The following is a 23,133-nucleotide window of genomic DNA, read 5'->3' on the forward strand; positions in this document are numbered from 1 at the left end:
CCGGCCCCGACACGTACGAAGCCCCTGCCTTCCTCCGAGAAGGCAGGGGCCATTTTCGCGTGCGCAGAGGCTCAGGCGGCTTCGTGCACCTCGCCATGCACGGCGGCCGCCCAAGCGACGACCAACTGCTCATACTCGGCTCGCTGCTCGGTGTTCAGCGATCCGCCAGCACGTAGCCATAGGGCGCGGATCAGCTTGTTGAGCTCGGCGGCAGACCGCACGGAACCAGGGGCGGGGTCGGCTGGGGACATGACCCCATTTTACGGGCCACCACTGTCAGCGAGGCCGGACCGCACGCTGGGCGCGCGTGATCACGGCCTGGGCATCCGCGCCGTAGACGGCGGACTCCCGAAGCGTCCGCCAGGTCCGCAGATACGTGGCCACCGTGTCGGCATCGTCCAGCCACAACTCGGCATGCCAGTCCTCGGCGATGACGAGCCGCTCGTCTATGACCCAAAACCCGTTGGCCGCCGGGATCTTCAGCGACGCAGCCAGGGGAATGACGCCGAGCCGGACCGTGTCCATCCCGATCATCCCGCCCAACCGATCGAGCTGACTCGCAAGCACCGACGGCGAGCAGATCAGAGCGTGGAGCGCAGGCTCCCACATCAGGGCGTGGAACTCGCGGCCGCTCGTGTACAGCCACTCCTGGCGCCGCATCCGCGCGCGGACCGCCTCGTCGGTGTCCTGCTTCGTCCCGTACAGCTCGGCGTAGCGCAGAAACACGGCGCGCGCGTAGTCGGCGGTCTGGAGCATGCCAGGGATGACGGCCTCCTCCCACGCCAGGATGGTCCGGGCCCGGTCGACCTCGATGTTCCAGGCGTCCTGCACTGGCCGGTGGCCTGCCGCGAGTTGGCGGCGCCAGGACCGGATGTGCGACTCGAAGCCCTTGAGGCGGGCGTCGAGTTCATCGAACGTCTCGGGCTCGCCGACGGCATCGGCCCAGGCGCGGAGGTCGGCGCTGGTGGCGGTCTGCCGGCCGCCCTCCAGCTTGTAGACCTTGGAGTGCGGCCAGCCGAGACGCTGGGCGAGCTGGGGGCCGGTGAGCTTTCCTCCTGCGGCTGCGAACCGGAGCTCACGCAATCGGGCTCCGAGGGCCTCGCGTGCCTGCTGGAAATCTGTGCTCACCGACCCTCCGTCGCTATCGAGACTTGCGCAGCTGCGCGGCGAACTCTTCGCAGCCCAGGGCGTCGTGGCTCGCGACGTCGCGGAGCTGGCAGTACCGGAGCACCTCGGCGGGCTCGGTGATGATCTCGACGTCGTGGAAGACGTCCTGGTCGTCGAAGTTCAGCCGGGCGACCATGCGACTGTCGAAGATCCAGAAGTCCTCGAGGGGGAGCAGCCGTGCGTCGGCTTCGCTCCGGGGGAGGCACCGGATGTCCTCGCCGGCCGCGATGCCGCGGGGCGAGTCGGCGAGGAGGAACAGCTGGCCCTCGGTCGGCGGCTCGTCGACGATCCGGACCCGGCCGACCGTCTTTCCGGCGAGCACCTGCGCGCGGATGTTCCGGGACCACTCGTCGTCGTAGTCCAGGGTGATGGCGCCCGTCTCGACGAACTCGGCGTAGGTCTCGTCCTCGCGGTCGGAGGCGTAGCCGCGGCGCGTCTCCAGCCGCCAGGCGGTGTGCTCGAACGTCTCGAAGAGCCGGCCGAACTCCTCCAGGTCGATGATCTTCGGCACGCGGTGCAGCTCCTTAGGGGCGTGGTTGACGAGGAGCTCGCGCGGTACTACCACGGCCGCGTCGTCCGGGCCGAGGTGCCGGAGCCGCGCGAGGTCCGCGGGGTCGGTGAGCGGCGGTCCCTGGACGATCACGTCGCCGGTGTCCGTGTCGGTGTGCAGGGCGGGGCATCCGCCGTTCTTGCTGTCCGTTCCAGTGAAGATGAGCCGTCGCGCCACGGTGTCCTCCTTGTACGGGGGTTGTCGCCACCAGCATCACCAGCGGATGGGCTCCGCTCTACAGCCTGCCGCGCCCGCCGTGAGACCACACGAGAACATCCGGCCAAGCTGGGAGAACATTCGAGAACATCGCCTCGCCCACGTCAAGAGCAGCCGCCTACGGTCCTGGTCATGGCCTCAGGACACGAGCTCCAAGACGTCGTCGGCGTCGACCCGTTCACTGCTATGGAGTCGCTCCGCGCGGCACTCGACCGCGCAGGCATCGTTCTGCCGTCCCTCGCGGTGGACCCGGCGACCCCCACTCTCGCGCTCGTCGACCTCGGCCGGGTTCGGGCCGACGTGGCCATGCGACTGGCCGACGCACTGCGAGGAGCAGCAGCATGACGACAACCACCACAGACATTCCGTCGGCGGTCCTCGCAGCCTTAGCACTTCCCCCTCTGGCCGGGCTCGACGAGCCGCGCGCGAGCGGGCGGGCGTGCGTGTGGGAACGGGAGCGGCTGACCATCGAGACCGCGGTCGACCTCGGCGAGCAGCTGGCGCCGGCCGACTCGGCCAGCACCATCGGGCAGAGGTGGTTTCCCCGCTCCTGCCACAAGCACCTGGCGCAGCGCGCGCACGACGCGCTCTTCACGCACTCCCGGCAGTGCGACGACTGCAAGGTGCCTGACAAGTGCGACGTCGGCCGCTGGATGTACCGCCTGATGCGAGAGCACCGCCGATGATCTGCGCATCTTGTGACCAGCCGATCAGCAAGGGCGAGGGCGTCACCAAGCCGATTGACGGGGCATCTGGGCCCGGCGGCACGGTGACGGTCCACAGAGAACCGTGTCGCCGCGTGGACCAGCCGACAGTGCAGCAGGGGCGCGGCGTGCGCCGCCGCTGGTAGATCTCCCGGGGCCAGGTCGGGCCGGACCCGGGTCGAGCGGTCGCCCCTGCTCCCCCGCAGGGGCGGCCGTCAGCGGACCAGCTCGGCAAGCGGGACGGCGAGGGCGTCGGCGATGAGGAGTAGCTCGACCAGCGATGGTGCGGTGGCCGCGGTCTCGTAGCGGTGGATCGTCTTGTGGTCGCGGCCGACGCGTTCGCCGAGCTCGGCCTGCGAGAGGCCGGCAGCGCGCCGGAGGGCCCGGATGCGGTCCCCGATCTGCCGCTGACGGGCTGGCACCCAGTCGGGCATGGGATCGAGGGGCACCCGCCCACGTTGGAACGATCTTGAAGGAATGTCTTTACCAGCAGTGGTAAATCTCAGATCATGGGGCCGTCAGGGATGCATGTAGACGCCAGGCACTGGCTGTGAATCCACGCGGCACCCGCAGACCGGTCGACCCTCGCGGTCGCACCGGAGGCGCCCACCCGTCGCAGGACACGGTCCGCCGTGGCACCCCCCTGTCGGCGGGTGGGCGACTTGGATGCACCCCGTTCACGAAATCTTCGCAAAGTCTCTCCGGCATCTGCCCGTGTCATGTGACGCATGAGATCGTTGGGCCGTCTGGCCAGGGCGGGGGTATGAGCTCACCCCTCATGTGGAGCCCCCGTCCTGGTCCGAGCTTGGGAGCGTCGAAGGCCCCCGCGGCAGCCAGTCCGCGGGGGCCTTCGTCTTGTCCGGGCGGGAGAGTGGGAGTCAAGTGGGAGACGATCAAGGGAAACGGCTCGGAGCAATCGCGAGTTTCCGCGAGTTTCCACTAGGTACCGATAGCGGGAACACGAGATCATCCGGCCCGATCAGCCCGCAGATTCACCAGCATGAGGACTCAAAACATCCCCGCTGACCAGCGCAAACAGGGTCAACCCGAGGGCGATGCGGTACCAGACGAACGGCATGAAGCTCTTGTGGGAGATGAACTTCATGAACCAGGCGATGACGGCATAGCCGACCGCGAAGGCGATGACCGTCGCGAAGACGGTGGGGCCCCAGGAGACATGGCCCTCCGCGGCCGCGTCCTTGAGTTCGAAGGTGCCGGAGGCGAGGACGGCCGGCATGGCCAGGAGGAAGGAGTAGCGGGCCGCCGCCGCGCGGCTGTAGCCCATGAACAGGCCGCCACTGATGGTCGCGCCGGACCGGGAGACGCCCGGCACCAGGGCCATCGCCTGGCATATCCCGAACAGCAGGCCGTCCTTGGTGTTCAGGTCCTCGAGCACCTTGCGCTGCTTGGCCGCCCGGTGCCGGCCGCCCGTCTCGTCACGGGCGGCGAGCCGGTCGGCGATGCCTATGACGATGCCCATCACGATCAGCATGGTGGCGGTGACCCGCAGATCGCGGAACGGTCCCTCGATGTGGTCCTTGAGCGTGACGCCGAGCACCCCGATCGGGATCGAGCCGACGATCACCAGCCATCCCGTCCTGGCGTCGTGGTCGGCGCGCATCGCCTTGTTCGTGAGCGAGCGGAACCACGCCGACAGGATCCTCCCCACGTCCTTGCGGAAGTAGATCAGCACCGCGGCCTCCGTGCCGAGCTGCGTGATCGCGGTGAACGCGGCGCCGGGATCGTCCCAGCCGGCGAAGGCCGCGGTCAGCCGCAGATGCGCGCTGGAGGAGACGGGAAGGAATTCGGTCAGCCCCTGGACGAGTCCGAGGACGAGGGATTGAAACCAAGACATGAAGTTACGTGGTCCAAGTGCTGATCGTGGAACGGCAGATGGGCACGCCGGATCACGGAGTTGAGGCGATCACGGGCGCTGAGGGAAGCCTAACCTCCGCGGGTGACGGCGCGGTCACGGGGGTTTCGGGGGCTTTCCGCGCGAGGTTTCCGCCGGGTCCGGGAACTCGGCGAGGCCGTGCGGGCGGCCGTGCGGGGCGTGCGAGGACGGGCCCGGCCGCTCGGCGGCCCCGCCGGTCTCAGCGGCCCCGCAGGTGGTGGCGCTTGCGCCAGGCCACGACCGTGCCGACCAGAGCGGGGACCGTGATCAGCGCCATCGCGATCAGGAACGCCGGGGAGGTCGGTGACGAGGCGCGGGCGCCGGCGACGGCGTACGCGGCGGTGTTCGGGACCGAGCCGAGCGCCGTCGCGACCAGGAACGGCAGCCAGCCCATACGGGAGACCGCCGCGCAGTAGTTCGCGGCCCAGAACGGGACGCCGGGGAACAGCCGGGCCACCATCATCGAGCGGAACCCGTGCCGGCTGAGCTGTCCGTCCGCCGCCTTCAGCCAGCGGCCGCGCAGCAGCGGCCGCAGGGCGTCCTGCCCGAGGAGCCTGCCGAGTCCGAAGGCGACACCCGCGCCGAGCACCGTGCCCGCCAGTGCCGTTCCCAGCCCCAGCTGGGAGCCGAACACGGCTCCGGCCGCCAGGTTGAGCAGCGGCCGGGGCACGAAGGCCACCGTGCACAGCCCGTACGCCACGGCGAACGCGACGGCAGCCGCGGCGCCGCCGAGCTGGGGCGGCCAGCCGTCGGCCAGCAGCCGCTGCGGGTCGAAGAGGAACACGCTCGACGCGGCCGCCGCGAGCAGCACGACCAGCAGGGCGAGCCGCGACCAGGGCGAGAGCAGTGCTCTCACCAGGCGCGAGGCGGCGCCGGAGCGCGCGGCCGGGACGCCGGGTGCGGCGGCCGGGAGCGCGGCAGCGGTGGCCGGGACCATGGCGGCCATGGCGGCCGGGGCGGTGACGGTGGTCTCCGGACCGGCGACGAGGTCGACGGCGACGGCGAGCTCCGTGGCGGCGGCCCGGGGAGTGGCCGTGGCGGTGCCCCCAGAGCGGGTGGTGGCATCGAGCATCCGGCGAGATTAACCGACGCGTGTGTGTGATCGCCGTATGGTTCGTCTCATGGGCGTCACAGCTTCCGGAACGTCGGGTGCGCGGTCCGTGGGGCCGGACAGCGCCCTCGCGGACACCCTCCTGGACCGGCTCACCACCGTCTATCCGGCGGGAGCGGACCCCGAACGGGCCGCGTCGATGCGCGCGTACATGAAGGACATCGCCCCCTTCCTCGGGCTGACGACCCCCGAGCGCCGCGCCCTGTCCCGCACGGTGCTCCGCGACACCGCGCGGCCCGACGAGCGGGACTGCGCCGCGCTCGCCCTGCGCTGCTGGCAACTGCCGGAACGCGAGTACCAGTACTTCGCCGTCGACTATCTGCGCCGCCATGTGTCCCGCCTGTCGTCGGGCTTCCTCCCGGTGGCATGGCATCTCGTCTCCACCGTCTCCTGGTGGGACACCGTCGACCTGCTCGCCGCGCACGTGGTGGGCGGCCTGGTGGCCGCCGACCCGCGGCTGCGCGCCGACATGGACGCCTGGATCGAGGACGACGACCTGTGGGTCGTCCGCACCGCGCTGCTCCACCAGCTCCGCTACAAGCAGGACACCGACACCGGGCGCCTCATCGCCTACTGCGTCCGGCAGTCGGGCCATCCCGACTTCTTCGTCCGCAAGGCCGTCGGCTGGTGTCTGCGCGAGTACGCCAAGACCGACCCGGACGCCGTACGGGACTTCGTGGCCCGGGAACGGACGAGGCTCGCGCCGCTGTCCGTGCGCGAGGCGTTCAAGAACATCGGTCCCTGAGACCCCGTAAGGCTCCCGGCGTCCCACCGGTCCACCGCGTACCGAAAATGGTTCGACGCGGACGGGCCCGTCGGAGATGATCTCCTCATGTTCCGGTACGCCTTCCTCCTCGCAGCATCCGCAGTCGCGGATGCGCCGAAGGCTGCCGTCCAGATCATCACGGCAGCCGTCGACGGCGCCCGAAGCTGACCCTTCCCGGATCGTCCGGCAGACCCCGCAGGGGGAGGGTCGGAATCTCCTGGGGGTCCCCGTCCCGGCCGCTCCGCGCGCCGGGGCCGTCACTCAGCTCCGCTGACACCGAAGAGGCTTCGAGGATCTGTCATGCCCAAGACGGCTTACGTACGCACCAAACCGCATCTGAACATCGGCACCATGGGTCACGTCGACCACGGCAAGACCACCCTGACCGCCGCCATCACCAAGGTTCTCGCCGAGCGCGGCTCCGGCACCTTCGTCCCGTTCGACCGGATCGACCGGGCGCCGGAGGAGGCCGCGCGCGGCATCACCATCAACATCGCGCACGTCGAGTACGAGACCGACACCCGGCACTACGCGCACGTGGACATGCCCGGCCACGCCGACTACGTCAAGAACATGGTCACCGGCGCGGCGCAGCTCGACGGGGCGATCCTCGTCGTGTCCGCGCTGGACGGGATCATGCCGCAGACCGCCGAGCACGTCCTGCTCGCCCGGCAGGTGGGCGTCGACCACATCGTCGTCGCCCTCAACAAGGCCGACGCGGGCGACGAGGAGCTCACGGACCTGGTCGAGCTCGAGGTCCGCGAACTGCTCTCCTCGCAGGGCTACGGCGGCGACTCCGTACCGGTGGTGCGGGTGTCCGGGCTCAAGGCGCTGGAGGGCGACCCCCGGTGGACGGCGGCGATCGACGCGCTGCTGGACGCCGTGGACACCTATGTGCCGATGCCCGAGCGCTATCTCGACGCGCCGTTCCTGATGCCGGTCGAGAACGTGCTCACCATCACCGGCCGCGGAACGGTCGTCACCGGTGCCGTCGAGCGTGGCACGATCCGCGTCGGCGACCGGATCGAGGTGCTCGGCGCCGCTGTCGACACGGTGGTCACCGGCCTGGAGACCTTCGGCAAGCCCATGGAGGAGGCGCAGGCCGGCGACAACGTGGCGCTCCTGCTGCGCGGTGTGCCCCGGGACGCGGTCCGCCGCGGACACGTCGTCGCGGCGCCCGGCAGTCTCGTGCCCAGCAGCCGTTTCACGGCGCGGGTGTACGTCCTGTCGACGCGCGAGGGCGGCCGTACGACCGCGGTCTCGACCGGGTACCGGCCGCAGTTCTACATCCGCACCGCGGACGTGGTCGGTGACGTCGACCTCGGCGAGGCGGCCGTCGCCCGGCCCGGTGACACCGTCGTCATGACGGTCGAGCTGGGCCGCGAGGTGCCGCTGGAGCCGGGCCTCGGCTTCGCGATCCGCGAGGGCGGCCGCACGGTCGGCGCCGGGACGGTGACCACGGTCGGCTGACGCCCGGCCACGACAGGCCCGCGGGGCCCGCCGCACGACGGCGGGCCCCGTTCCCGTCGCCGGGGCCCGCCCCGTACGCGGTGTCACGGGGGACCTGTTCGTGGTGGTGGCGGCTCGGAGGGCCTGATCGCGGTGCCACGGAGAGCCCCGTTCGAGGTGGTTCGGAAGGCTCCGCTGGCGGTGCCGGGCAGGCCCGGTTCGCGGTCGCTCGGACGGTCTGTTCGCGGTGCCCCGGGCTGTCCTGTCCGAGTCGCGAGGAGGCGCCGGCCGGGTCTGCGGGCGTGCCGCACAATGGACGCGTGGACGAGCCGATACCCGTGACGCGGGCCGTGGATCACGGGACCGCCAAGCTGATGCCCGACGTCGACCGCGAACGGGCGTGGCTGCTCACCGTGGACGGCGCGCCCCAGTCGTACGTCGATCTGGACGAGCCGACGCACCTGGAGTTCGAGTACACCCGGCGGCTCGGGCACGTGCTGGACACCGTGCGGGAGCCGGGGCGCGCGCTGGACGTGCTGCACCTCGGCGGCGGGGCGCTCACCCTGCCCCGTTACGTCGCGGCCACCCGGCCCGGTTCACGCCAGGACGTGATCGAGGCGGACAAGGGCCTCCTGGAGCTGATCGAGGAATGCCTGCCGGTGCCCGACGGCACGGGCATCGAAGCGCACCGCGCCGACGCCCGCGCCTGGATCGAGGCCGCCGCCCCCGACTCCGCGGACATCCTGATCGCGGACGTCTTCGGCGGCTCGCGCGTCCCCGCGCACCTGACCTCCACCGCCTACGCGAGCGCCGCCGAGCGCGTGCTGCGCCCCGACGGCGTCTACCTCGCCAACCTCGCCGACGCGGCGCCCTTCGCGTTCCTGCGCTCCCAGCTCGCCACGTTCGCCACGGTGTTCGAGGAGATCGCCCTCATCGCGGAACCCGGAGTGCTGCGCGGGCGACGCTTCGGCAACGCCGTGCTCGTGGCCTCCCACCGTCCGCTCGACACGGCGGCCCTGGCCCGCCGTACCGCCGCCGACACCTTCCCCGCACGGGTCGAACACGGCCCCGCACTGCGGGACTTCATCGGCGCGGCCGTTCCGGTGCGCGACGAGGACGCGGTGCCCTCACCCGAGCCGCCCGGCGGCTCCTTCGGCATCGGCTGAGACGTGCTCCGCGCCGGATACCGCGGCGGGAGCGCCCTGCGCCACCGCCCGGGACCGCCGCGTCAGATTCCGGACGTCCGGGACGCACAGCACCGCCGCCGTGACCAGCACGACGAGCGTGGCGCAGCCCCACAGCGCGGTGGTGCGGCCGAAGGCCTGCTCCGCGGGGCCCGCCAGCGCCGTGGCAAGCGGGACCATCGCGATCGACCCGAACCAGTCGTACGCCGACACCCGGGACAGCTTCTCCTCGGGGATCTCCTGGTGGAGCGCCGTCATCCAGGACACGCCGAACACCTCGATCGCCAGACCGCTGACGAACATCACGGCGTACAGCGGTCCCACCGGCAGCGGGACCGCGAGCGCGGCGGCGGGGGCCGCGAGCGGGAACACGCACAGGGTGCCCGCGAGCAGCAGACGGCGGGGCTTCCAGCGGGTCATGAGCAGCGCGCCGCCCACGGTTCCCGCGCCGAACGCGCCGAGCGCCAGGCCCCAGGGTCCCGGCCCGCCGAGACTGTCCCGGGCCACCAGCGGACCGTAGACCGCGTCCGCGGCCCCGACGACCGCGACCACCACGGAGAACTGGGCGACGATCGTCCACAGCCAGGGCCGTCCGACGAACTCGTGCCAGCCGTCGCGCAGGTCGGCGAGCAGACCGCCACCGGGTTCCCGCGGCGGTATGTGGCCGACGTCGAGGAAGGAGCGCAGCGCGCCGGCGACGGCGAACGCCACCGCGTCCACGGCGAGCACCCAGCCGGGGCCGATCACGGCCACCAGCGCGCCGCCCAGGGCCGCCCCGCCGAGGCCCGCGCCCTGCATCGCCATCCGGAACATCGCGAACGCGCGGCTCGCCTGCTCGCCCCGCACCGAGGACATGAGCATGCCCTCGGCGGCCGGGTTGAAGAACGCCTGCCCGGTGCCGCCGAGCGCCGACAGCAGCATCATCTGCCACAGCCGTGCCTCGCCGGAGAGCACCAGGACGGCGAACGCCGCCTGCGAGACACAGTTGAGGGCGTTGGCCGCGACCATCACCCGGTGCCGCGGCAGCCGGTCCGCCACCGCTCCGCCGATCAGCAGGAACAACACCAGCGGCAGGGTCCGCGCCGCGGCCACCAGACCGACGTCGCCGCCGTCGCCGCCCGCGCCGAGCACGGCGAACGCCGCGGCGATGAGCGCGCCCTGGCTGCCCAGGTTGGTGACCACCGCGGCGGCGGTCAGAAGGGTGTAGTTCCGGCCCGCCCAGGAGGGGCGGCGAGAGCGTCGGGGGAGGTCGGCGGCTGAGGTCACCGGGAGACTATCGCCGCCCGGTGCCCGTCTTGCCAAACCCATTGCCTGCGCCGTTGCAGGTGCCCGTCCTGCCGGGCACCGACGAGCCGGGTGCGGCCCTCACGGGCCGCGCGGCTCAGGAAGCCTGCGGGTCGCCGTGCAGGCGCACGGTGCTGAGGATCTTCTTCACGGTCGCGTCCGGGATCTCCTCCGATACGCCCTTGGCCGCGTAGAGCGTCCAGGACACGAAGTCGCCCGCCGAGTTCTTGAAGGCGAACGTGGTCGCCTTGCCGTCGGAGTCGCACTTGCCCTTCTTGACGACGCCCTTGGAGTACGTCGTCGCGACGCTGCCCTCGATGCCCGAGGCCGTGGTGTACGGCGCGGGCTTGCCGATCTTCAGGAGCTTCTTCGAGGCGTCCTTCTGGTCGGTGTAGCCGCCGAACACCCACCAGGCGGAGTCGTTGCGCGCCACGTCGTCGGTGTTCTTGGCGCCGCTCTGGCCCTTGGTGCCCGCGGCGGCCAGCGAAGTGTCCTCGGTGCGGCCGTCCTTGTCCGAGTCGGACGTGCACCACTTCTCCTTGAGGAACGCGGGCGCGGACATGCCGATCAGCAGGGACCCGTCGCCCTTCTTGTCGTCCTCGAAGCCGATGAAGGTGCCGGACGTGCTGACGTTCCAGTCCGCCGGCACGTCGAAGGCGGTGCCCCACTTCGGGTTCACCACGACCTTCCAGCCGGCGATCGTCGGCTTCTCGTCGTCGCCGCCGCGCGGGTTGTCGTCACCCGTGCTCGGGCTCGCCGAGGTGGGGGCCGTCGGCTTCGGGGACTTGGACGAGTCGCCGCCGGCCTTGTCGTTCTTGTCGCCGCCGCCCAGGACGAGGAAACCGGTGACCCCGGCCGCGATCACGACCGCCGTGGCCGCGACGATCGCGGTGATCTTCGTCTTGTTGCCGCCGCCACCGCCGCCGTTGCCGCCGGGCGCCTGGGGCATGCCGAGGGGATCCGACGGCGCCCCCCACTGCTGCTGCCCCGGCTGCTGTCCGTACGGGCCAGGCTGCGGATACCCGTATCCGGGCTGCTGATACGGATTCGGCTGCTGGTAACCCGGCTGCTGGTACGGGTTCTGGTCCTGCGGATTCTGCTCGCCCCCGGGCGGCTGCTGTCCTGGCCACATGGCTGGTAACGATAGAGGGGCCCTCGACCCGGGTGCCACGGCGGCCCCCGAATCGGCCACGCGTTCGGGACACTTGTCCGATTGATCCGGTCTCGGGCCTCCTCTGACGTCGGATCAGGACCCTGTCGGGTCGCCGTGCAGACGCACGGTGCTCAGGATCTTCAGGATGGTCGCGTCGGGGATCTCGTCCTTCACGCCGGTGGCCCCGTAGAGGTTCCACGCCACGAAGTCGCCCGCGGAGTTCTTGAATCCGAACGTGACGGCCTTGCCGTCGCTCGCGCACTTGCCCTTCCGCGGCGTGTGCTCGGACCTGGCCCAGGCGACGCTGCCGCTGATGCCCGAGGCCGTGGTGTAGGGCTTGGCCTTCTTGTCGAACGTCAGGCTCTTCTTGTCGGGCTGCGTGTAGCCGCCGAACACCCACCAGGGGACCTGGTTCACGGCCACCTCGTCGGTGTTCTTGGCTCCGCTCGCCCCCTTGGTGCCCGCGGCGCCGAGCGCGGTGTCCTGCGTACGGCCGTCCTTGTCGTCGTCGGACGTGCACCACTTGGACTTGTAGTAGGCGGGCGCCGACATCATGATCAGCGGCTTGTCGCCGGCCTTGGCGTCGCGCTTCTCGAAGCCGATCGAGGTGGTCGGTGACGCCACCTCCCAGTCGGCGGGGACGTCGAAGGCCGTTCCCCACTTGGGATTGACGACGACCTTCCAGCCGGGGACGGTCGGCTTGTCTGCCGCGCCACCGCGCCGGTCGCTCCCGGAGGGTGACGTGCCCGGGCTCTTCGGAGTGCTCGCCGAGGGCGTCGAGCCGGTGTTCCCGTCGCCGTCCGCCCGGTCGTCCTTGCCGCCGCCGAGCAGGACGGCCCCGGTCACCCCGGCGGCCACGACCACGGCGGTGGCCGCGACGATCGCGATCACCTTCGTCCGGTTCCCGTTGCCGCGCGGCGGCTCCGGAGCACCCGCGGGAGAGGGCGTGCCCCACTGCTGCTGTCCCGGCGGGGTTCCGTACGGGCCGGGCCCCTGCGGATACCCCGGCTGCGGGGGCGGGGTCCCCTGGTAGCCGGGCTGCGCGTAGGGGTTCGGCTGCTGGTACCCCGGCTGCTGATACGGGTTGGGTCCCTGCGGGTTCTGCCCCTGCGGGTTCTGCTCGCCTCCGGGCGGCTGCTGTCCTGACCACATGGAACGCCACGTTAGGGGCGCTCGTGAAACGTTTCTGTCACCGCGTCTCGTCAGGCCTGTACCGGAGTGCGTCTCCGCCTCTCGTCCCCGGCTCCCGTCGTCCGGAGCGTGCGGGGCCGCCCGGACCCGGGTCGGGTACCGGGTCTGGCCAAGGATTGCTACTCATGGGTAACATCCTGGTATGAGCGCAGACCAGATGACGATCGGCGAGATGCTCGCCGCGACCGTGCCGATGGCCCGGACCCTGAACCTCGAGTTCGTGGAGACCACTCCGGAGAAGGCCGTCGTGGCGCTCCCGGACCAGGGTGACTTCCACAACCACGTCGGCGGACCGCACGCCGGAGCCATGTTCACGCTGGGGGAGTCGGCCAGCGGTGCGATCGTGCTCGCCGCCTTCGGGGACCAGCTCTCGCGCGCCGTGCCGCTCGCGGTCAGCGCCGAGATCGCGTACAAGAAGCTCGCGATGGGCCCGGTCACGGCCACCGCCACCCTCGGGCGGCCCGCCGCCGACGTGATCGCCGACCTCGACGCCGGGCGGCGCCCCGAGTTCCCGGTCACCATCGCCATCCAGCGCGCGGACGGCGCGGTGACCGGCGAGATGACGGTCGTCTGGACGCTCCGCCCGAACGGCTGACGCTTCCCCCCCCCGCGACTTTCCGGCTTCCGGGTCGGAGCACACGAGGGCGCCTCCGGACGCGGGCCGGAGGCGCCCTCGTGTGCTCCGACCCGGTGCCCCGGACGCGGCCGGAAGTGCCCTCGCGTGTTCCCTCGCGGGGCTCGGGTGTAGCCCGGGGTGCCCTCATGCGCTTCCATCCGGTGCCCCGGACGCCCCCTCGTCGTTGGCAACCCGAGACCACACGACCCTGGGGGACGCCATGACGAACCAGCCGCCGCCCATGCCCGCCACCCCGCCCTCCGTGGCCCTGCCCGCCGTCGCGCCGAAGCAGGTCGTGACGCGCCGCCGCGTCCTGACCGTGGCCGTCCTCCTGGCCGGCGCCCTCGCCGTCGGCGGAATCGTCCACTGGCTCGGCCGGCCGTCCTACGACGAGGTCGTCCGGGGATGCCAGAGAGCCCTCGTCGCCCAGTACGAGGCACACGGCAGAGGCAGGCCGTCCGCCTGCGACGGCGTGAAGGGCGACGACTACGACGCACTCGTCCTCAACACGGCCATGGGCAACCTGGGCTGGCTCGACCGCGACGGCACGTTCGACAAGGACAAGATGCTCGAGGGAACGCTCGACGAGCCGTAGGCCGCCCCGCAGGCCGACGCTCCCTCAGCCGCGGGGCGCCCGGATGCTCACCGTCTGGGTGACCCGGGTGCACAGCCGGCGCTCGGCGTCCTCGATGTCGCACTCCACCACCGCCGTGTCGCGCCCCACCCGCAGCACCCGGGCCTTCGCGTACGCGGCTCCCTCGCGCACGGGCCGCAGGAAGTGCGTGGTGGACGTGGTGGTGGCGGGGAGGGCGCCCGCGGGGCCGTTCAGGGCGGCGCACACCGCCGAGGCGACGTCGGCCAGGCCCATCAGCGCGCCACCGTGCAACCCGCCTCCCGCCGTGGACAGTTCCGGCACGAACTCGAGCTCGGCGTCCACACCCTCGGCCGCGAGGGCGGTGAAGCGGACGCCAAGGGTCCTGGCGTACGGGGCCATCGCGTAGATGTCTTCGGCGGTGACGGTCACAACGGTCTCCTTGTGGGAGGGATGAGACGGAAGTCGATGATCCTTCTTATCAACTCCCTTGCCAAGGTGGGGTGTTCCGGTGGACACCCCCGAACGGTGGCCATCGTGCGGCGAACCGGTCCGACGAGACCTTCGGACAGGCCCCGGACACCTGTTCCCTTCCGGGGCTCCATGCCCGACCCTGGCCTACGAGCGATGCGCGCGCCGCCCGTGGGCCTGGGCCGGTCCGCGTGCCGGGGAGCGGAACCGAGGAGTGCGAGCGTGGACATGGACGGGCGGGGCGCCGTGCTGGTGACCGGCGGCAGCGGGTTCGTCGGGAGCCATCTGGTCAGACGGCTGCTGGAGCGGGGGTACCGGGTCCGCGCCACCGTGCGCAGCACCGGGGACACGGCGAAGGTGGCCCCGCTGCGCGCGATGCAGGAGGACTTCCCCGGCGCGCTGGAACTGTTCGAGGCGGACCTGCTGGCCGACGGCTCCTTCGACACGGCGATGAGCGGGTGCCGGGTGGTCTTCCACGTGGCGTCGCCGTTCCTGATGCCGGAGAAGATCAAGGACGGCCGCAGGGACATGGTGGACCCGGCACTGCTGGGCACGCGCAACGTCCTGGCGGGCGTCGAACGGACACCGACGGTCGAGAAGGTCGTCCTCACCTCCACCGTCGGCGCGATCTTCGGCGACTACGTCGACGTCCGGAGCATGGACGGCGGTGTCCTGTCGGAGAAGTACTTCAACACCACCAGCACGGTCGAGAACAACCCGTACCACTACGCCAAGACGCTCGCCGAGCGCGAGGCGTGGGCGACGGAGGCGGCCCAGGACCGCTGGCGCCTGGTCTGCGTCAACCCCGGACTGGTCCTCGGCCCGTCCCTCACCCCGGCGTCGCGCTCCGGAAGCCTGTTCCTGCTGGACGAACTGTTCAAGGGCTACTTCTTCTACGGCGCCCCCGACTTCAGCTTCACCACGGCCGACGTCCGCGAGGTCGCCGACGCCCACATCGCCGCGGCGGAACACGACGGCGCCAAGGGCCGCTACATCGTCGCCGCCGAGACCATGACCTCCTTCCACGACATGGCGCGCATCGTCCGCGGCCGCCACCCGCGTGCCCCCCGGCTGCCGCGCACCCGGCTCCCGCACTGGCCGGTCCGCATCCTCGGGCCGGCCTTCGGACTGACCCAGGACTACATCCGCAAGCACCTCGGCATCCGTTTCCGCGTGGACAACAGCCGGAGCGTCCGCGAACTGGGGATCACCTACCGCCCGGTCGAGGAGACCGTGCTCGACCACTACGAGAGCTGGCGGCGGCGGGCGTGAGGAGCCCCACGTCCCGGCCGCCGTTCACAGCGACCAGGTAGGCTTCGCGGACGGCGCTCCGGGGAAGCGCACCTCGGTGATCACGCGAAACGCGGTCGGCCGGGTCACGTACACCGAAACGGGAGGAACCGGCGTTGCACGTCCAGGACTGGCTCGAGACGGTGCCCGCGGTCAGTATCTACGCGCTCGTGGCCCTCGTCATCGGCCTGGAGAGCCTGGGCATCCCGCTGCCCGGAGAGATCGTCCTGGTCTCGGCAGCGCTGCTCTCCTCCCAGCACGGCGGCATCAACCCCGTGATCCTCGGCGTCTGCGCCACCCTCGGCGCGATCGTCGGCGACTCCATCGGCTACGCCATCGGGCGCAAGGGCGGGCGCCCGCTGCTCGCCTGGCTCGGCGCGAAGTTCCCGAGACACTTCGGCGAGGCCCACATCGCCACGGCCGAGCGTTCCTTCCAGAAGTGGGGCATGTGGGCCGTCTTCTTCGGCCGTTTCATCGCCCTGCTGCGGATCTTCGCGGGCCCGCTCGCCGGTGTGCTGCGGATGCCGTACTGGAAGTTCCTGATCGCCAACGTCCTCGGCGGCATCATCTGGGCCGGCGGCACCACCGCGGTCATCTACTACGTCGGCGTCGTCGCCGAGTCCTGGCTGAAGCGCTTCTCGTGGCTCGGCCTGGTCGCCGCGGTGCTCGTCGGTGTGGCCTCGATGCTGATCGTCCGCCGCAAGGCCAAGAAGGCGGCACAGGAACACGGCGCGGCGGAGCCGGAGCCCGTCCCCGCCGCCGAGTAGAGCGAGACTCGCGCCCGCACGGGGCGCGAGCCGAAGCGCGGGCGGCGGCGCGCAGCACCGAGTGGCCGTACACCGCCGCGTGCGCGGCCTACGCGTGGATCTCGCCGTGGGCCTTCGCCAGTTCCACGTAGAAGACGCCGTTCAGGGACAAGCCCTCGCGCTCCTCGTCCGTCAGCGGGCGCTTGACCTTGGCGGGGACACCCGCGACGAGCGAGCCCGGCGGGACCTGCATCCCCTGCGGCACCAGCGCCTGCGCGGCCACCAGCGAGCCGGCTCCGATCACGGCCCCGTTCAGCACCGTGGCCCCCATGCCGATCAGACAGTCGTCCCCGACGGTCGCGCCGTGCACCACGGCGTTGTGGCCGATCGAGACCCGCTCCCCGACGGTGATCGGGAAACCGGGGTCCACGTGCAGCGTGCAGTTGTCCTGGACGTTGCTGCCGGCGCCGATGACGATCGGGCCGCAGTCGGCGCGCAGCACCGCGCCGTACCAGACGCTCGCTCCCACCCCCAGCGTGACGTCCCCGATGACCACGGAGGTGGGGGAGACGAACGCCTCCGGGTCGAGCTGCGGCTCCTTGCCGCCGATCCCCTTGATCAGCGCCTGCTGCGTCGTCACGTGTCACCGTCTCGTCGTGTCGTGGTCCGGTCCCGCCGGGTACACCGGCACCGTATGCCATCGCCCCGCGTACCTCCGGTGGGGCGAAGATCACAGCCGTGCGGCCGGGCCCGGGTGCCCCGCTCTGAGTACGGTGAACGCGTGTCCAGGAGCAAGAACACGTTCTCATCATGGCGGCGACGCCTCGCGCAGCGCGCCGTCCACGCGGGCTGGGCCTGGATGCGGCGCGCGGGCACGGTGTCGGCCGAGCAGCCGGGCCGGTTCCGGTTCGGAGCCCTGGGCGAGAACACCCGGCTGGCCTTCCCGCTGGGCACGGTCTTCGGCGAACCCTGGATCCACCTCGGCTCGTACTGCATCGTCGCCGAACAGGTCACGCTGACGGCGGGCCTCATGCCCGATCTGGACCTCGGCCCCGACCCGATCCTGCGCATCGGGGACGGCGTCGTGCTGGGCCGCGGCAGCCATGTCATCGCCGACACGACGGTCACGATCGGCAACGACTGCTACTTCGGCCCCTATGTGTACGTGACCTCCACGAACCACTCGTACGACGATCCGCACGAGCCGATCGGCAAGCAGTGGCCGCGGATGGAGCCGGTGGAGATCGGGCCGGGCTGCTGGATCGGGACCAACGCGGTGATCCTTCCCGGCGCCCGGATCGGACGCAACGTGGTCGTCGCCGCCGGCGCGGTCGTACGAGGGACGGTGCCCGACCACTGCGTCGTCGCCGGCGCTCCCGCCAAGGTCGTGCGGCGCTGGGACCCGGTCGCCGGATGGCAGCCGCCGCTGCGGACGCCGCCGCCGGTGCCGATTCCCGACGGGGTGACCTCCGAGCAGCTGGGGGCCCTCGCGGAACTGGACGAGGAGACCGTCGCCCGGCTCGCCGAGCTGGACCTGGACGTCCTGGCGGAGGCCGAGGACGTGCGCGCGCAGTCGGAGGACGTCCGCGCCGAGTCCTGAAGGCGAAGGCGGGTCCTGACGGCGGGTCCCGGCGGACGGGAGCGGGCTCAGCCCGTCGCCAGCAGGACCGTGCCGACCAGCGCCAGGGCCGCTCCGGTGGCCTGCACCCCCCGCAGCCGCTCCCTGAGGACACCGCGCGCCGCCAGTGCCGTGACCACCGGGTAGAGCGAGGCGAGGACGGCGGCGACGGTGACCGGGCCGTGCTGGGCGGCGACCGAGTACGTGCCGTTGGCCGCGACGTCGGCGAGGCCCACGAAGGCGAGCGCGGGCAGGGAGGCCCAGGGGAAGCCGCCCTCGGGAAGGGCCGGCGCGCCGCGCCGGACGGAGAGGGCCAGGGCCGCGCCGCCGGTGAAGACATTGGTCAGGCGCTGCACGAACAGGGCCAGGAAAAGACCCGTCACCGAGGACGACGCCTCCGCGATCAGCGCGAACACCGTGCCGAAGCCGGCGGCCGCGATCAGCGTCAGCAGGATCGCCTGCCGCTGCACGGGCGCGCCCCGCAGCTGGGGTCCGCCCGCGAGGACGACACCCGCCACCGCGACCGCGATGCCCGCGATCTGCACCAGGCCCGGCCGCTCCCCGAGGAACAGGCCGACGCCGATGGGGACGGCCACGGCCAGCGAACCGAGCGGCGAGACCACCCCCATGGGCCCGAGCGCCAGCGCCTTGTAGAAGGAGAGCAGCGCGACCGGTCCGACCAGGCCCGCGGCGACCGCGAACCACAGCTGCGGTCCCGCCGCGCTCCAGCCGCCGGTGGCCAGCACGATCGCGCCGAGCACCACGGCCGCGATCGACTGCGAGACGACGACCACCGTGAGCGCGGGCGTGCGCCGGGTCAGCAGACCTCCGCCGAAGTCGGCCAGGCCCCACAGGAGGCTGGTGGCCAGGGCGAAGAGTGCTGTCACGCGGAGCCTCGCAGTACAGTTCGGTGAACGATCAGGTGCATCACACAATAGTTCACCCGATTGAACTCTGTCATTCAAAATATTGGACGGAATGTGTCGGATCTCGACCTGCTGACTCAGTCCCTGGCGCGCAACGTGAAGCGCTGGCGCACGGAGCGCGGCTTCACCCTGGAGGCGCTCGCCGCCCGCGCCGGAGTCAGCCGCGGCATGCTCATCCAGATCGAGCAGGCCAGGACCAACCCCAGCCTGGGGACCGTCGTCAAGATCGGTGACGCGCTCGGCGTCAGCATCACCACCCTGCTCGACTACGAGCAGGGCCCCAAGGTCCGCATCGTCCCCGCCGACCAGGCCGTACGGCTGTGGCACACCGAGACGGGCAGCTACAACCGACTGCTGGCGGGCACCGAGGCGCCCGGTCCGCTGGAGATGTGGGACTGGCGGCTGATGCCGGGCGAGGGCAGCCCCTCCGACCCGCACCCTTCCGGCACCGTCGAACTCGTGCACGTCATCGCGGGCGAGATGACCCTCACCGTCGACGGGGTCGAGCACCGCGTCCCCGAGGGGGCGAGCGTGTCGTTCGAGGCCGACACACCCCACACGTACGCCAACCAGGGCGAGGTGCCGGTCGAGATGGTCATGGCCGTGTCGGTCCCGCTGGTGCACTGACGCCCGGCGCCGCTCGGCCCCCGCGGGCGCCGCGGCGTTCCGGGAGGGCGGGCCAGGGTCCCGCCGGGCGGGTCCGGGCGGCTGTTAGCGTGCCGCCATGCGCGCACCCATCGGACGCTTCGACCACGCCTTCGCCGCCCCCGACCGCCTGGACGACCTCGTCGGCCCCGTCGCCGACGCGGTGCGCGGGTGGCGCGGCGGCACCCCCGCCGAGCAGATCGTCTACGTGGACACGAACCCGGAGTGGGCCGACACCGCCGTGTTCGTGCGGCACTACGGCGAGGAACTGCTGGACACCTCGGCTAACTGCGTCGTCGTCGCGGGCCGGCGCGGCAGCGAGACCACGCTCGCCGCGTGCCTCGTCCTGTCCACCACCCGCGTCGACGTCAACGGAGTCGTACGACGTCAACTGGGCGCCCGGAAGGCGTCGTTCGCCCCGATGGACGTCGCGACCGGCGAGAGCGGCATGGAGTACGGCGGGATCACCCCCGTCGGACTCCCGGCGGACTGGCCGGTGCTGGTCGACGCGGCCGTCGTCGAACTCCCCTACGTGCTGGTGGGCAGCGGACGTCGGCGCGGCAAACTCCTGGTCCCCGGCAAGGCGTTCGCGGAACTGCCCAACGCGGTGGTGCTGGAGGGCCTGGGCATCGCCGGCTGACGTTCCGGCCGCCGGGGTGGCCCCGGCCGGCTCACGCCGCGGAGTGGTGGGCCAGGGCCCGATGCGGATCCGCCTCGCCGGGGACGGGCGCGGGATCGGCGTGGACCAGGGCCGCCGTCAGTCTCGGGACCGCGTGCAGCAGGGCGTGTTCGGCGTCCACGGCGATGGCGTGGGCCTGCCGCACCGTCGCCTCGCCGTCCACCACGACCGCCACCTCGGCGCGGAGCCGGTGCCCGATCCAGCGCAGCCGCAGTTCCCCCACGTCACGCACCCCTTCGACCCGGCGCAGCGCCTCCTCGGCCCGGTCCGTCAACTCCGGCTCCACGGCGTCCATCACCCGCCGGAAGACCTCCCTGGCGGCGTCGCGCAGCACCAGCAGGATCGCGGCGGTGATCGCCAGCCCCACCAGGGGGTCGGCCCGGTGCCAGCCGAGGGCCGCGCCGCCCGCGCCCACCAGCACGGCGAGCGAGGCGAACCCGTCGGTGCGGGCGTGGAGTCCGTCCGCGACCAGCGCGGCCGAGCCGATCGCCCGCCCGACGCGGATGCGGTACCGGGCGACCCACTCGTTGCCGGCGAAGCCGACGAGCGCGGCGGCGGCGACCGCCGGGAGGTGCCCCACGGGCTCCGGATCGAGCAGCCGGCCGACCGCCGCCCAGGCCGCGAAGGCGCCGGACGCCGCGATCGTCAGCACGATCACGATCCCCGCCAGGTCCTCCGCCCTCCCGTAGCCGTAGGTGAAGCGCCGGGTCGCGGCCCGGCGGCCCAGGGTGAAGGCGACCGCGAGGGGCAGCGCGGTCAGCGCGTCCGCCGCGTTGTGCACGGTGTCCCCGAGCAGCGCCACCGACCCCGACAGCACGACAACGGCCGCCTGGGCGACGGCTGTCGTGCCGAGGACGGCCAGGGAGACCCACAGGGCCCGCATGCCGTGGGCCGACGCCTCCAGCGCGGAGTCGAGCTTGTCGGCCGTCTCGTGGGAGTGCGGGGTCAGCAGATGACGCAGCCGGCTCCCGCGGCGGTGGGGGTGGTGGTGATCGGTGGGGTGCGGGTGAGGGTGAGGGTGCGGATGCGGGTGAGGGTGCGGATGCGAGTGGGGACGCGGGTGCGGGTGTGGCCGGGCGGGGGAGTGGGTGTGGCCTGGGCCTGCTTCTGGTCCGTGAGGGTGGCCGTGGCCGCGACCGTCTCCGGGCTTCTCCCCGTGGCCGTGGCCGCGACCGTCTCCGGGCTTCTCCCCGTGGCCGTGGGCGTGCCCGTCTCGGGGCTCGTCCTCGTGGTGAGGGCCGCGCTCGTGGCCGGCCGTGTCCCCGTGGTGAGGACCGCGCTCGTGGCCGGGCCCGTCCCCGTGGTGATGGCCGTGGTCGTGGTCGTGCCGTGCGTTCACGTGCGTCCCCTTCCGTGCGCGGGAGTGGACGCGGCGGTGTCCACGAGGCCATTATGTGCGTATGAGCGCACGCATGCACCTATCATCTGCGCACGATGCGCACCCGCGCACCCCGGGCGAGGAACAGTTCGCGCTCGCCGCCGAACTTCTCGCCCTCCTCGGCGACCGCACCCGCCTCGCGCTGCTGCACGCGCTGACCGGGGGCGAGGCCGACGTCACGACGCTGACCGAGGCGTGCGGAGCGGCCCGCCCCGCCGTCAGCCAGCACCTGGCCCGGCTGCGTCTGGCCGGACTCGTGAACACGCGGAAGGAGGGGCGCCGGGTCGTGTACTCGCTCGGTGACGGCCATCTGCGCCGGGTGGTCGACGAGGCGCTGAACCTGGCCGACCACCGGCTCACCGACCGCCCGGCGCACGACTGAGCGCTCCCTTGGACGGACTCCGACGGGTGCTCCCGTGCGGCCGGAGCGTCGTCGTTCCCGTACGGCCGGAGCGTCGTCGTTCCCGTGCGGCCGGAGCCCCGGCGGTTCCGCGCGACCGGAACCCCGGCGTTCCCGTGCGGCCCTCAGCGGGTGAGCGTGCCGTCGTCCGTGACCGCCCGGCCGTCCCCGGGCAGGGTGTGGTCCTCGGTCTCCTCGCCCTCCTCCAGCAGGTTCGCCGCCGCGCCCACGATGCTCGGGTCGGGACGGCCGACGACCTCCTCGTCCTTGTCCGCGTAGGCGAAGCGGGCCAGGACGCTGCGCATGGCCTCGACGCGGGCCCGCTTCTTGTCGTTGCTCTTCACCACGGTCCAGGGCGCCTGCGCGGTGTCCGTCTCGCGGAACATGGCGACCTTGGCCGCCGTGTAGTCCTCCCAGAGGTCCAGCGAGGCCAGGTCCATGGGGCTGAGCTTCCACTGCCGCACCGGATCCACCTGGCGGATCGTGAAGCGGGTGCGCTGCTCGCTCTGGGAGACCGAGAACCAGAACTTGACCAGGTCCACGCCGTCGTCGACGAGCATCCGTTCGAAGGCGGGCGCCTGCCGCATGAAGCGCCGGTACTCGTCGTCGGTGCAGAAGCCCATCACCCGCTCCACGCCCGCCCGGTTGTACCAGGACCGGTCGAACATCACGATCTCGCCCGCGGTCGGCAGATGCTCCACGTACCGCTGGAAGTACCACTGCCCCCGCTCGCGCTCGGTCGGCTTCTCCAGCGCCACCACCCGGGCGCCGCGCGGGTTGAGGTGCTCGGTGAACCGCTTGATCGTGCCGCCCTTGCCCGCCGCGTCGCGCCCCTCGAACACCACGACCAGCCGCCGGCCGGTCTCCTTGATCCAGCTCTGCAGCTTCAGCAGCTCGATCTGCTGGAGCCGCTTGTGCCACTCGTACTCCTTGCGCTCCATGCGGCGCTCGTAGGGGTAGTTCTCCCGCCAGGTGTCCACCGGGCTGCCGTCCGGGCGGATCAGTACGGGGTCGTCGTGGTCGGTGTAGTCCACCCGCATCCCTGCCAGCAGTTCCGTCATCCGGCCCTCCTCGTCCCGTGCCCCGATTGTCCGCTGATCTCC

The 23,133-nt window shown here is 71.9% G+C and carries 27 protein-coding genes; 13 read left to right on the forward strand and 14 right to left on the reverse strand.

Annotated elements, in window-relative coordinates; all coding sequences use genetic code 11:
* Nucleotides 1-71 precede the first annotated feature (71 nt).
* The 3 genes from IO36_RS44195 to IO36_RS04920 are packed head-to-tail and all read right to left on the reverse strand — an operon-like array spanning nucleotide 72 to nucleotide 1,894.
* The gene (locus IO36_RS44195) at nucleotides 72-251 is read right to left on the reverse strand and encodes a hypothetical protein (protein WP_078943000.1); all 180 of its coding nucleotides are present in this window, start codon (nucleotides 249-251) and stop codon (nucleotides 72-74) included.
* A gap of 25 nt (nucleotides 252-276) precedes the next feature.
* Nucleotides 277-1,128, reverse strand: a complete 852-nt coding sequence (locus IO36_RS04915; RefSeq protein WP_037616486.1) for a helix-turn-helix domain-containing protein — start codon at nucleotides 1,126-1,128, stop codon at nucleotides 277-279.
* Between the two features lie 13 nt (nucleotides 1,129-1,141).
* On the reverse strand, nucleotides 1,142-1,894 hold the full coding sequence (locus IO36_RS04920) for a DUF6879 family protein (protein WP_037616488.1): 753 nt from the start codon (nucleotides 1,892-1,894) through the stop codon (nucleotides 1,142-1,144).
* A gap of 171 nt (nucleotides 1,895-2,065) precedes the next feature.
* Here IO36_RS04920 and IO36_RS04925 point away from each other — a divergent pair, with 171 nt between their 5' ends.
* Nucleotides 2,066-2,278, forward strand: a complete 213-nt coding sequence (locus IO36_RS04925; RefSeq protein WP_037616490.1) for a hypothetical protein — start codon at nucleotides 2,066-2,068, stop codon at nucleotides 2,276-2,278.
* Nucleotides 2,275-2,619 (forward strand): hypothetical protein, encoded by a 345-nt coding sequence (locus IO36_RS04930; RefSeq protein ID WP_037616492.1) that lies wholly within the window; start codon nucleotides 2,275-2,277, stop codon nucleotides 2,617-2,619. Before IO36_RS04925 ends, IO36_RS04930 begins: the two co-directional genes overlap by 4 nt.
* A 233-nt stretch (nucleotides 2,620-2,852) precedes the next feature.
* On the opposite strand, the gene IO36_RS04935 is transcribed toward IO36_RS04930, so the two are convergent.
* From IO36_RS04935 to IO36_RS04945, 3 genes are all read right to left on the reverse strand, one after another.
* Nucleotides 2,853-3,086: a helix-turn-helix domain-containing protein gene (locus tag IO36_RS04935; protein WP_037616494.1), complete on the reverse strand. Its 234-nt coding sequence runs from the start codon at nucleotides 3,084-3,086 to the stop codon at nucleotides 2,853-2,855.
* A gap of 530 nt (nucleotides 3,087-3,616) precedes the next feature.
* A complete protein-coding gene (locus IO36_RS04940; RefSeq protein WP_037616497.1) occupies nucleotides 3,617-4,492 on the reverse strand; it encodes an undecaprenyl-diphosphate phosphatase in 876 nt (291 codons plus the stop codon).
* Nucleotides 4,493-4,730: 238 nt separating this feature from the next.
* Nucleotides 4,731-5,603 (reverse strand): TVP38/TMEM64 family protein, encoded by an 873-nt coding sequence (locus IO36_RS04945; protein WP_037616499.1) that lies wholly within the window; start codon nucleotides 5,601-5,603, stop codon nucleotides 4,731-4,733.
* A 49-nt stretch (nucleotides 5,604-5,652) separates the two neighbouring features.
* Here IO36_RS04945 and IO36_RS04950 point away from each other — a divergent pair, with 49 nt between their 5' ends.
* The 3 genes from IO36_RS04950 to IO36_RS04960 all read left to right on the forward strand — a co-directional run bounded on the left by IO36_RS04950 (nucleotide 5,653) and on the right by IO36_RS04960 (nucleotide 9,023).
* Entirely contained in the window at nucleotides 5,653-6,387 is a 735-nt protein-coding gene (locus tag IO36_RS04950; RefSeq protein ID WP_037616501.1) for a DNA alkylation repair protein, read from the forward strand.
* Between the two features lie 321 nt (nucleotides 6,388-6,708).
* Nucleotides 6,709-7,878 carry an elongation factor Tu gene (gene tuf, locus IO36_RS04955; protein ID WP_037616504.1) on the forward strand — a complete coding sequence of 390 codons (1,170 nt, stop codon included), beginning with the start codon at nucleotides 6,709-6,711 and terminating at the stop codon, nucleotides 7,876-7,878.
* A gap of 299 nt (nucleotides 7,879-8,177) precedes the next feature.
* The gene (locus IO36_RS04960; protein WP_037616506.1) at nucleotides 8,178-9,023 is read left to right on the forward strand and encodes a spermidine synthase; all 846 of its coding nucleotides are present in this window, start codon (nucleotides 8,178-8,180) and stop codon (nucleotides 9,021-9,023) included.
* Here the strand turns inward: IO36_RS04960 and IO36_RS04965 are convergent.
* The 3 genes from IO36_RS04965 to IO36_RS04975 form a co-directional block, all read right to left on the reverse strand.
* Nucleotides 8,985-10,307 carry an MFS transporter gene (locus IO36_RS04965; RefSeq protein ID WP_037616508.1) on the reverse strand — a complete coding sequence of 441 codons (1,323 nt, stop codon included), beginning with the start codon at nucleotides 10,305-10,307 and terminating at the stop codon, nucleotides 8,985-8,987. The genes IO36_RS04960 and IO36_RS04965 overlap by 39 nt on opposite strands.
* Nucleotides 10,308-10,422: 115 nt before the next feature.
* The gene (locus IO36_RS04970; RefSeq protein ID WP_037616509.1) at nucleotides 10,423-11,457 is read right to left on the reverse strand and encodes a DUF8017 domain-containing protein; all 1,035 of its coding nucleotides are present in this window, start codon (nucleotides 11,455-11,457) and stop codon (nucleotides 10,423-10,425) included.
* A 114-nt stretch (nucleotides 11,458-11,571) separates the two neighbouring features.
* Nucleotides 11,572-12,630, reverse strand: a complete 1,059-nt coding sequence (locus IO36_RS04975) for a DUF8017 domain-containing protein (RefSeq protein ID WP_037616511.1) — start codon at nucleotides 12,628-12,630, stop codon at nucleotides 11,572-11,574.
* Nucleotides 12,631-12,826: 196 nt separating this feature from the next.
* Here IO36_RS04975 and IO36_RS04980 point away from each other — a divergent pair, with 196 nt between their 5' ends.
* Together IO36_RS04980 and IO36_RS04985 are read left to right on the forward strand one after the other, a co-directional pair.
* Nucleotides 12,827-13,264, forward strand: coding sequence for a DUF4442 domain-containing protein (locus IO36_RS04980; RefSeq protein WP_037616918.1), 438 nt, complete (start codon nucleotides 12,827-12,829; stop codon nucleotides 13,262-13,264).
* Between the two features lie 241 nt (nucleotides 13,265-13,505).
* Nucleotides 13,506-13,880 (forward strand): hypothetical protein, encoded by a 375-nt coding sequence (locus tag IO36_RS04985; RefSeq protein WP_158997230.1) that lies wholly within the window; start codon nucleotides 13,506-13,508, stop codon nucleotides 13,878-13,880.
* 24 nt (nucleotides 13,881-13,904) lie between these two features.
* Here IO36_RS04985 and IO36_RS04990 read toward each other — a convergent pair whose 3' ends face one another.
* Nucleotides 13,905-14,309, reverse strand: coding sequence for a PaaI family thioesterase (locus IO36_RS04990; RefSeq protein ID WP_245173123.1), 405 nt, complete (start codon nucleotides 14,307-14,309; stop codon nucleotides 13,905-13,907).
* 267 nt (nucleotides 14,310-14,576) lie between these two features.
* Between IO36_RS04990 and IO36_RS04995 the strand changes: the two genes are divergently transcribed.
* Complete coding sequence (locus tag IO36_RS04995; protein ID WP_037616514.1) at nucleotides 14,577-15,620, forward strand: NAD-dependent epimerase/dehydratase family protein; 1,044 nt, start codon at nucleotides 14,577-14,579, stop codon at nucleotides 15,618-15,620.
* Between the two features lie 134 nt (nucleotides 15,621-15,754).
* The gene (locus IO36_RS05000; protein ID WP_037616517.1) at nucleotides 15,755-16,405 is read left to right on the forward strand and encodes a DedA family protein; all 651 of its coding nucleotides are present in this window, start codon (nucleotides 15,755-15,757) and stop codon (nucleotides 16,403-16,405) included.
* Between the two features lie 88 nt (nucleotides 16,406-16,493).
* On the opposite strand, the gene IO36_RS05005 is transcribed toward IO36_RS05000, so the two are convergent.
* Entirely contained in the window at nucleotides 16,494-17,024 is a 531-nt protein-coding gene (locus IO36_RS05005; protein WP_037616519.1) for a gamma carbonic anhydrase family protein, read from the reverse strand.
* A gap of 141 nt (nucleotides 17,025-17,165) precedes the next feature.
* On the opposite strand from IO36_RS05005, the gene IO36_RS05010 reads away from it, so the two are divergent.
* Complete coding sequence (locus IO36_RS05010) at nucleotides 17,166-17,984, forward strand: acyltransferase (RefSeq protein ID WP_037616520.1); 819 nt, start codon at nucleotides 17,166-17,168, stop codon at nucleotides 17,982-17,984.
* A 47-nt stretch (nucleotides 17,985-18,031) separates the two neighbouring features.
* Here the strand turns inward: IO36_RS05010 and IO36_RS05015 are convergent, their stop codons facing one another.
* Entirely contained in the window at nucleotides 18,032-18,889 is an 858-nt protein-coding gene (locus IO36_RS05015; RefSeq protein ID WP_037616521.1) for a DMT family transporter, read from the reverse strand.
* Between the two features lie 93 nt (nucleotides 18,890-18,982).
* Here IO36_RS05015 and IO36_RS05020 point away from each other — a divergent pair, with 93 nt between their 5' ends.
* Both IO36_RS05020 and IO36_RS05025 read left to right on the forward strand, forming a co-directional pair.
* Entirely contained in the window at nucleotides 18,983-19,555 is a 573-nt protein-coding gene (locus IO36_RS05020) for a helix-turn-helix domain-containing protein (protein ID WP_037616523.1), read from the forward strand.
* 97 nt (nucleotides 19,556-19,652) lie between these two features.
* On the forward strand, nucleotides 19,653-20,213 hold the full coding sequence (locus IO36_RS05025; protein WP_037616524.1) for a YbaK/EbsC family protein: 561 nt from the start codon (nucleotides 19,653-19,655) through the stop codon (nucleotides 20,211-20,213).
* 31 nt (nucleotides 20,214-20,244) lie between these two features.
* On the opposite strand, the gene IO36_RS05030 is transcribed toward IO36_RS05025, so the two are convergent.
* A complete protein-coding gene (locus tag IO36_RS05030) occupies nucleotides 20,245-21,213 on the reverse strand; it encodes a cation diffusion facilitator family transporter (protein WP_051900059.1) in 969 nt (322 codons plus the stop codon).
* Between the two features lie 439 nt (nucleotides 21,214-21,652).
* Here IO36_RS05030 and IO36_RS05035 point away from each other — a divergent pair, with 439 nt between their 5' ends.
* On the forward strand, nucleotides 21,653-22,012 hold the full coding sequence (locus tag IO36_RS05035; protein ID WP_037616526.1) for an ArsR/SmtB family transcription factor: 360 nt from the start codon (nucleotides 21,653-21,655) through the stop codon (nucleotides 22,010-22,012).
* A gap of 143 nt (nucleotides 22,013-22,155) precedes the next feature.
* Here the strand turns inward: IO36_RS05035 and ppk2 are convergent, their stop codons facing one another.
* Nucleotides 22,156-23,091, reverse strand: a complete 936-nt coding sequence (gene ppk2 / locus IO36_RS05040; RefSeq protein WP_051900004.1) for a polyphosphate kinase 2 — start codon at nucleotides 23,089-23,091, stop codon at nucleotides 22,156-22,158.
* Nucleotides 23,092-23,133 lie beyond the last annotated feature (42 nt).

Origin of the sequence: Streptomyces aureus (assembly GCF_000725495.1) — a bacterium.
Lineage (GTDB): Bacteria > Actinomycetota > Actinomycetes > Streptomycetales > Streptomycetaceae > Streptomyces > Streptomyces aureus_B.

Excerpts from the sequence above, each read along its gene's own strand:
- IO36_RS05035 (WP_037616526.1), top strand. The coding sequence starts at position 21,653 with ATGAGCGCACGCATGCACCTATCATCTGCGCACGATGCGCACCCGCGC.
- ppk2 (WP_051900004.1), bottom strand. The coding sequence starts at position 23,091 with ATGACGGAACTGCTGGCAGGGATGCGGGTGGACTACACCGACCACGAC.
- IO36_RS04985 (WP_158997230.1), top strand. The coding sequence starts at position 13,506 with ATGACGAACCAGCCGCCGCCCATGCCCGCCACCCCGCCCTCCGTGGCC.
- IO36_RS04930 (WP_037616492.1), top strand. The coding sequence starts at position 2,275 with ATGACGACAACCACCACAGACATTCCGTCGGCGGTCCTCGCAGCCTTA.
- IO36_RS05025 (WP_037616524.1), top strand. The coding sequence starts at position 19,653 with ATGCGCGCACCCATCGGACGCTTCGACCACGCCTTCGCCGCCCCCGAC.
- IO36_RS04940 (WP_037616497.1), bottom strand. The coding sequence starts at position 4,492 with ATGTCTTGGTTTCAATCCCTCGTCCTCGGACTCGTCCAGGGGCTGACC.
- IO36_RS04925 (WP_037616490.1), top strand. The coding sequence starts at position 2,066 with ATGGCCTCAGGACACGAGCTCCAAGACGTCGTCGGCGTCGACCCGTTC.
- IO36_RS04975 (WP_037616511.1), bottom strand. The coding sequence starts at position 12,630 with ATGTGGTCAGGACAGCAGCCGCCCGGAGGCGAGCAGAACCCGCAGGGG.
- IO36_RS04980 (WP_037616918.1), top strand. The coding sequence starts at position 12,827 with ATGACGATCGGCGAGATGCTCGCCGCGACCGTGCCGATGGCCCGGACC.
- IO36_RS44195 (WP_078943000.1), bottom strand. The coding sequence starts at position 251 with ATGTCCCCAGCCGACCCCGCCCCTGGTTCCGTGCGGTCTGCCGCCGAG.
- tuf (WP_037616504.1), top strand. The coding sequence starts at position 6,709 with ATGCCCAAGACGGCTTACGTACGCACCAAACCGCATCTGAACATCGGC.
- IO36_RS04945 (WP_037616499.1), bottom strand. The coding sequence starts at position 5,603 with ATGCTCGATGCCACCACCCGCTCTGGGGGCACCGCCACGGCCACTCCC.
- IO36_RS04995 (WP_037616514.1), top strand. The coding sequence starts at position 14,577 with ATGGACGGGCGGGGCGCCGTGCTGGTGACCGGCGGCAGCGGGTTCGTC.
- IO36_RS04950 (WP_037616501.1), top strand. The coding sequence starts at position 5,653 with ATGGGCGTCACAGCTTCCGGAACGTCGGGTGCGCGGTCCGTGGGGCCG.
- IO36_RS04970 (WP_037616509.1), bottom strand. The coding sequence starts at position 11,457 with ATGTGGCCAGGACAGCAGCCGCCCGGGGGCGAGCAGAATCCGCAGGAC.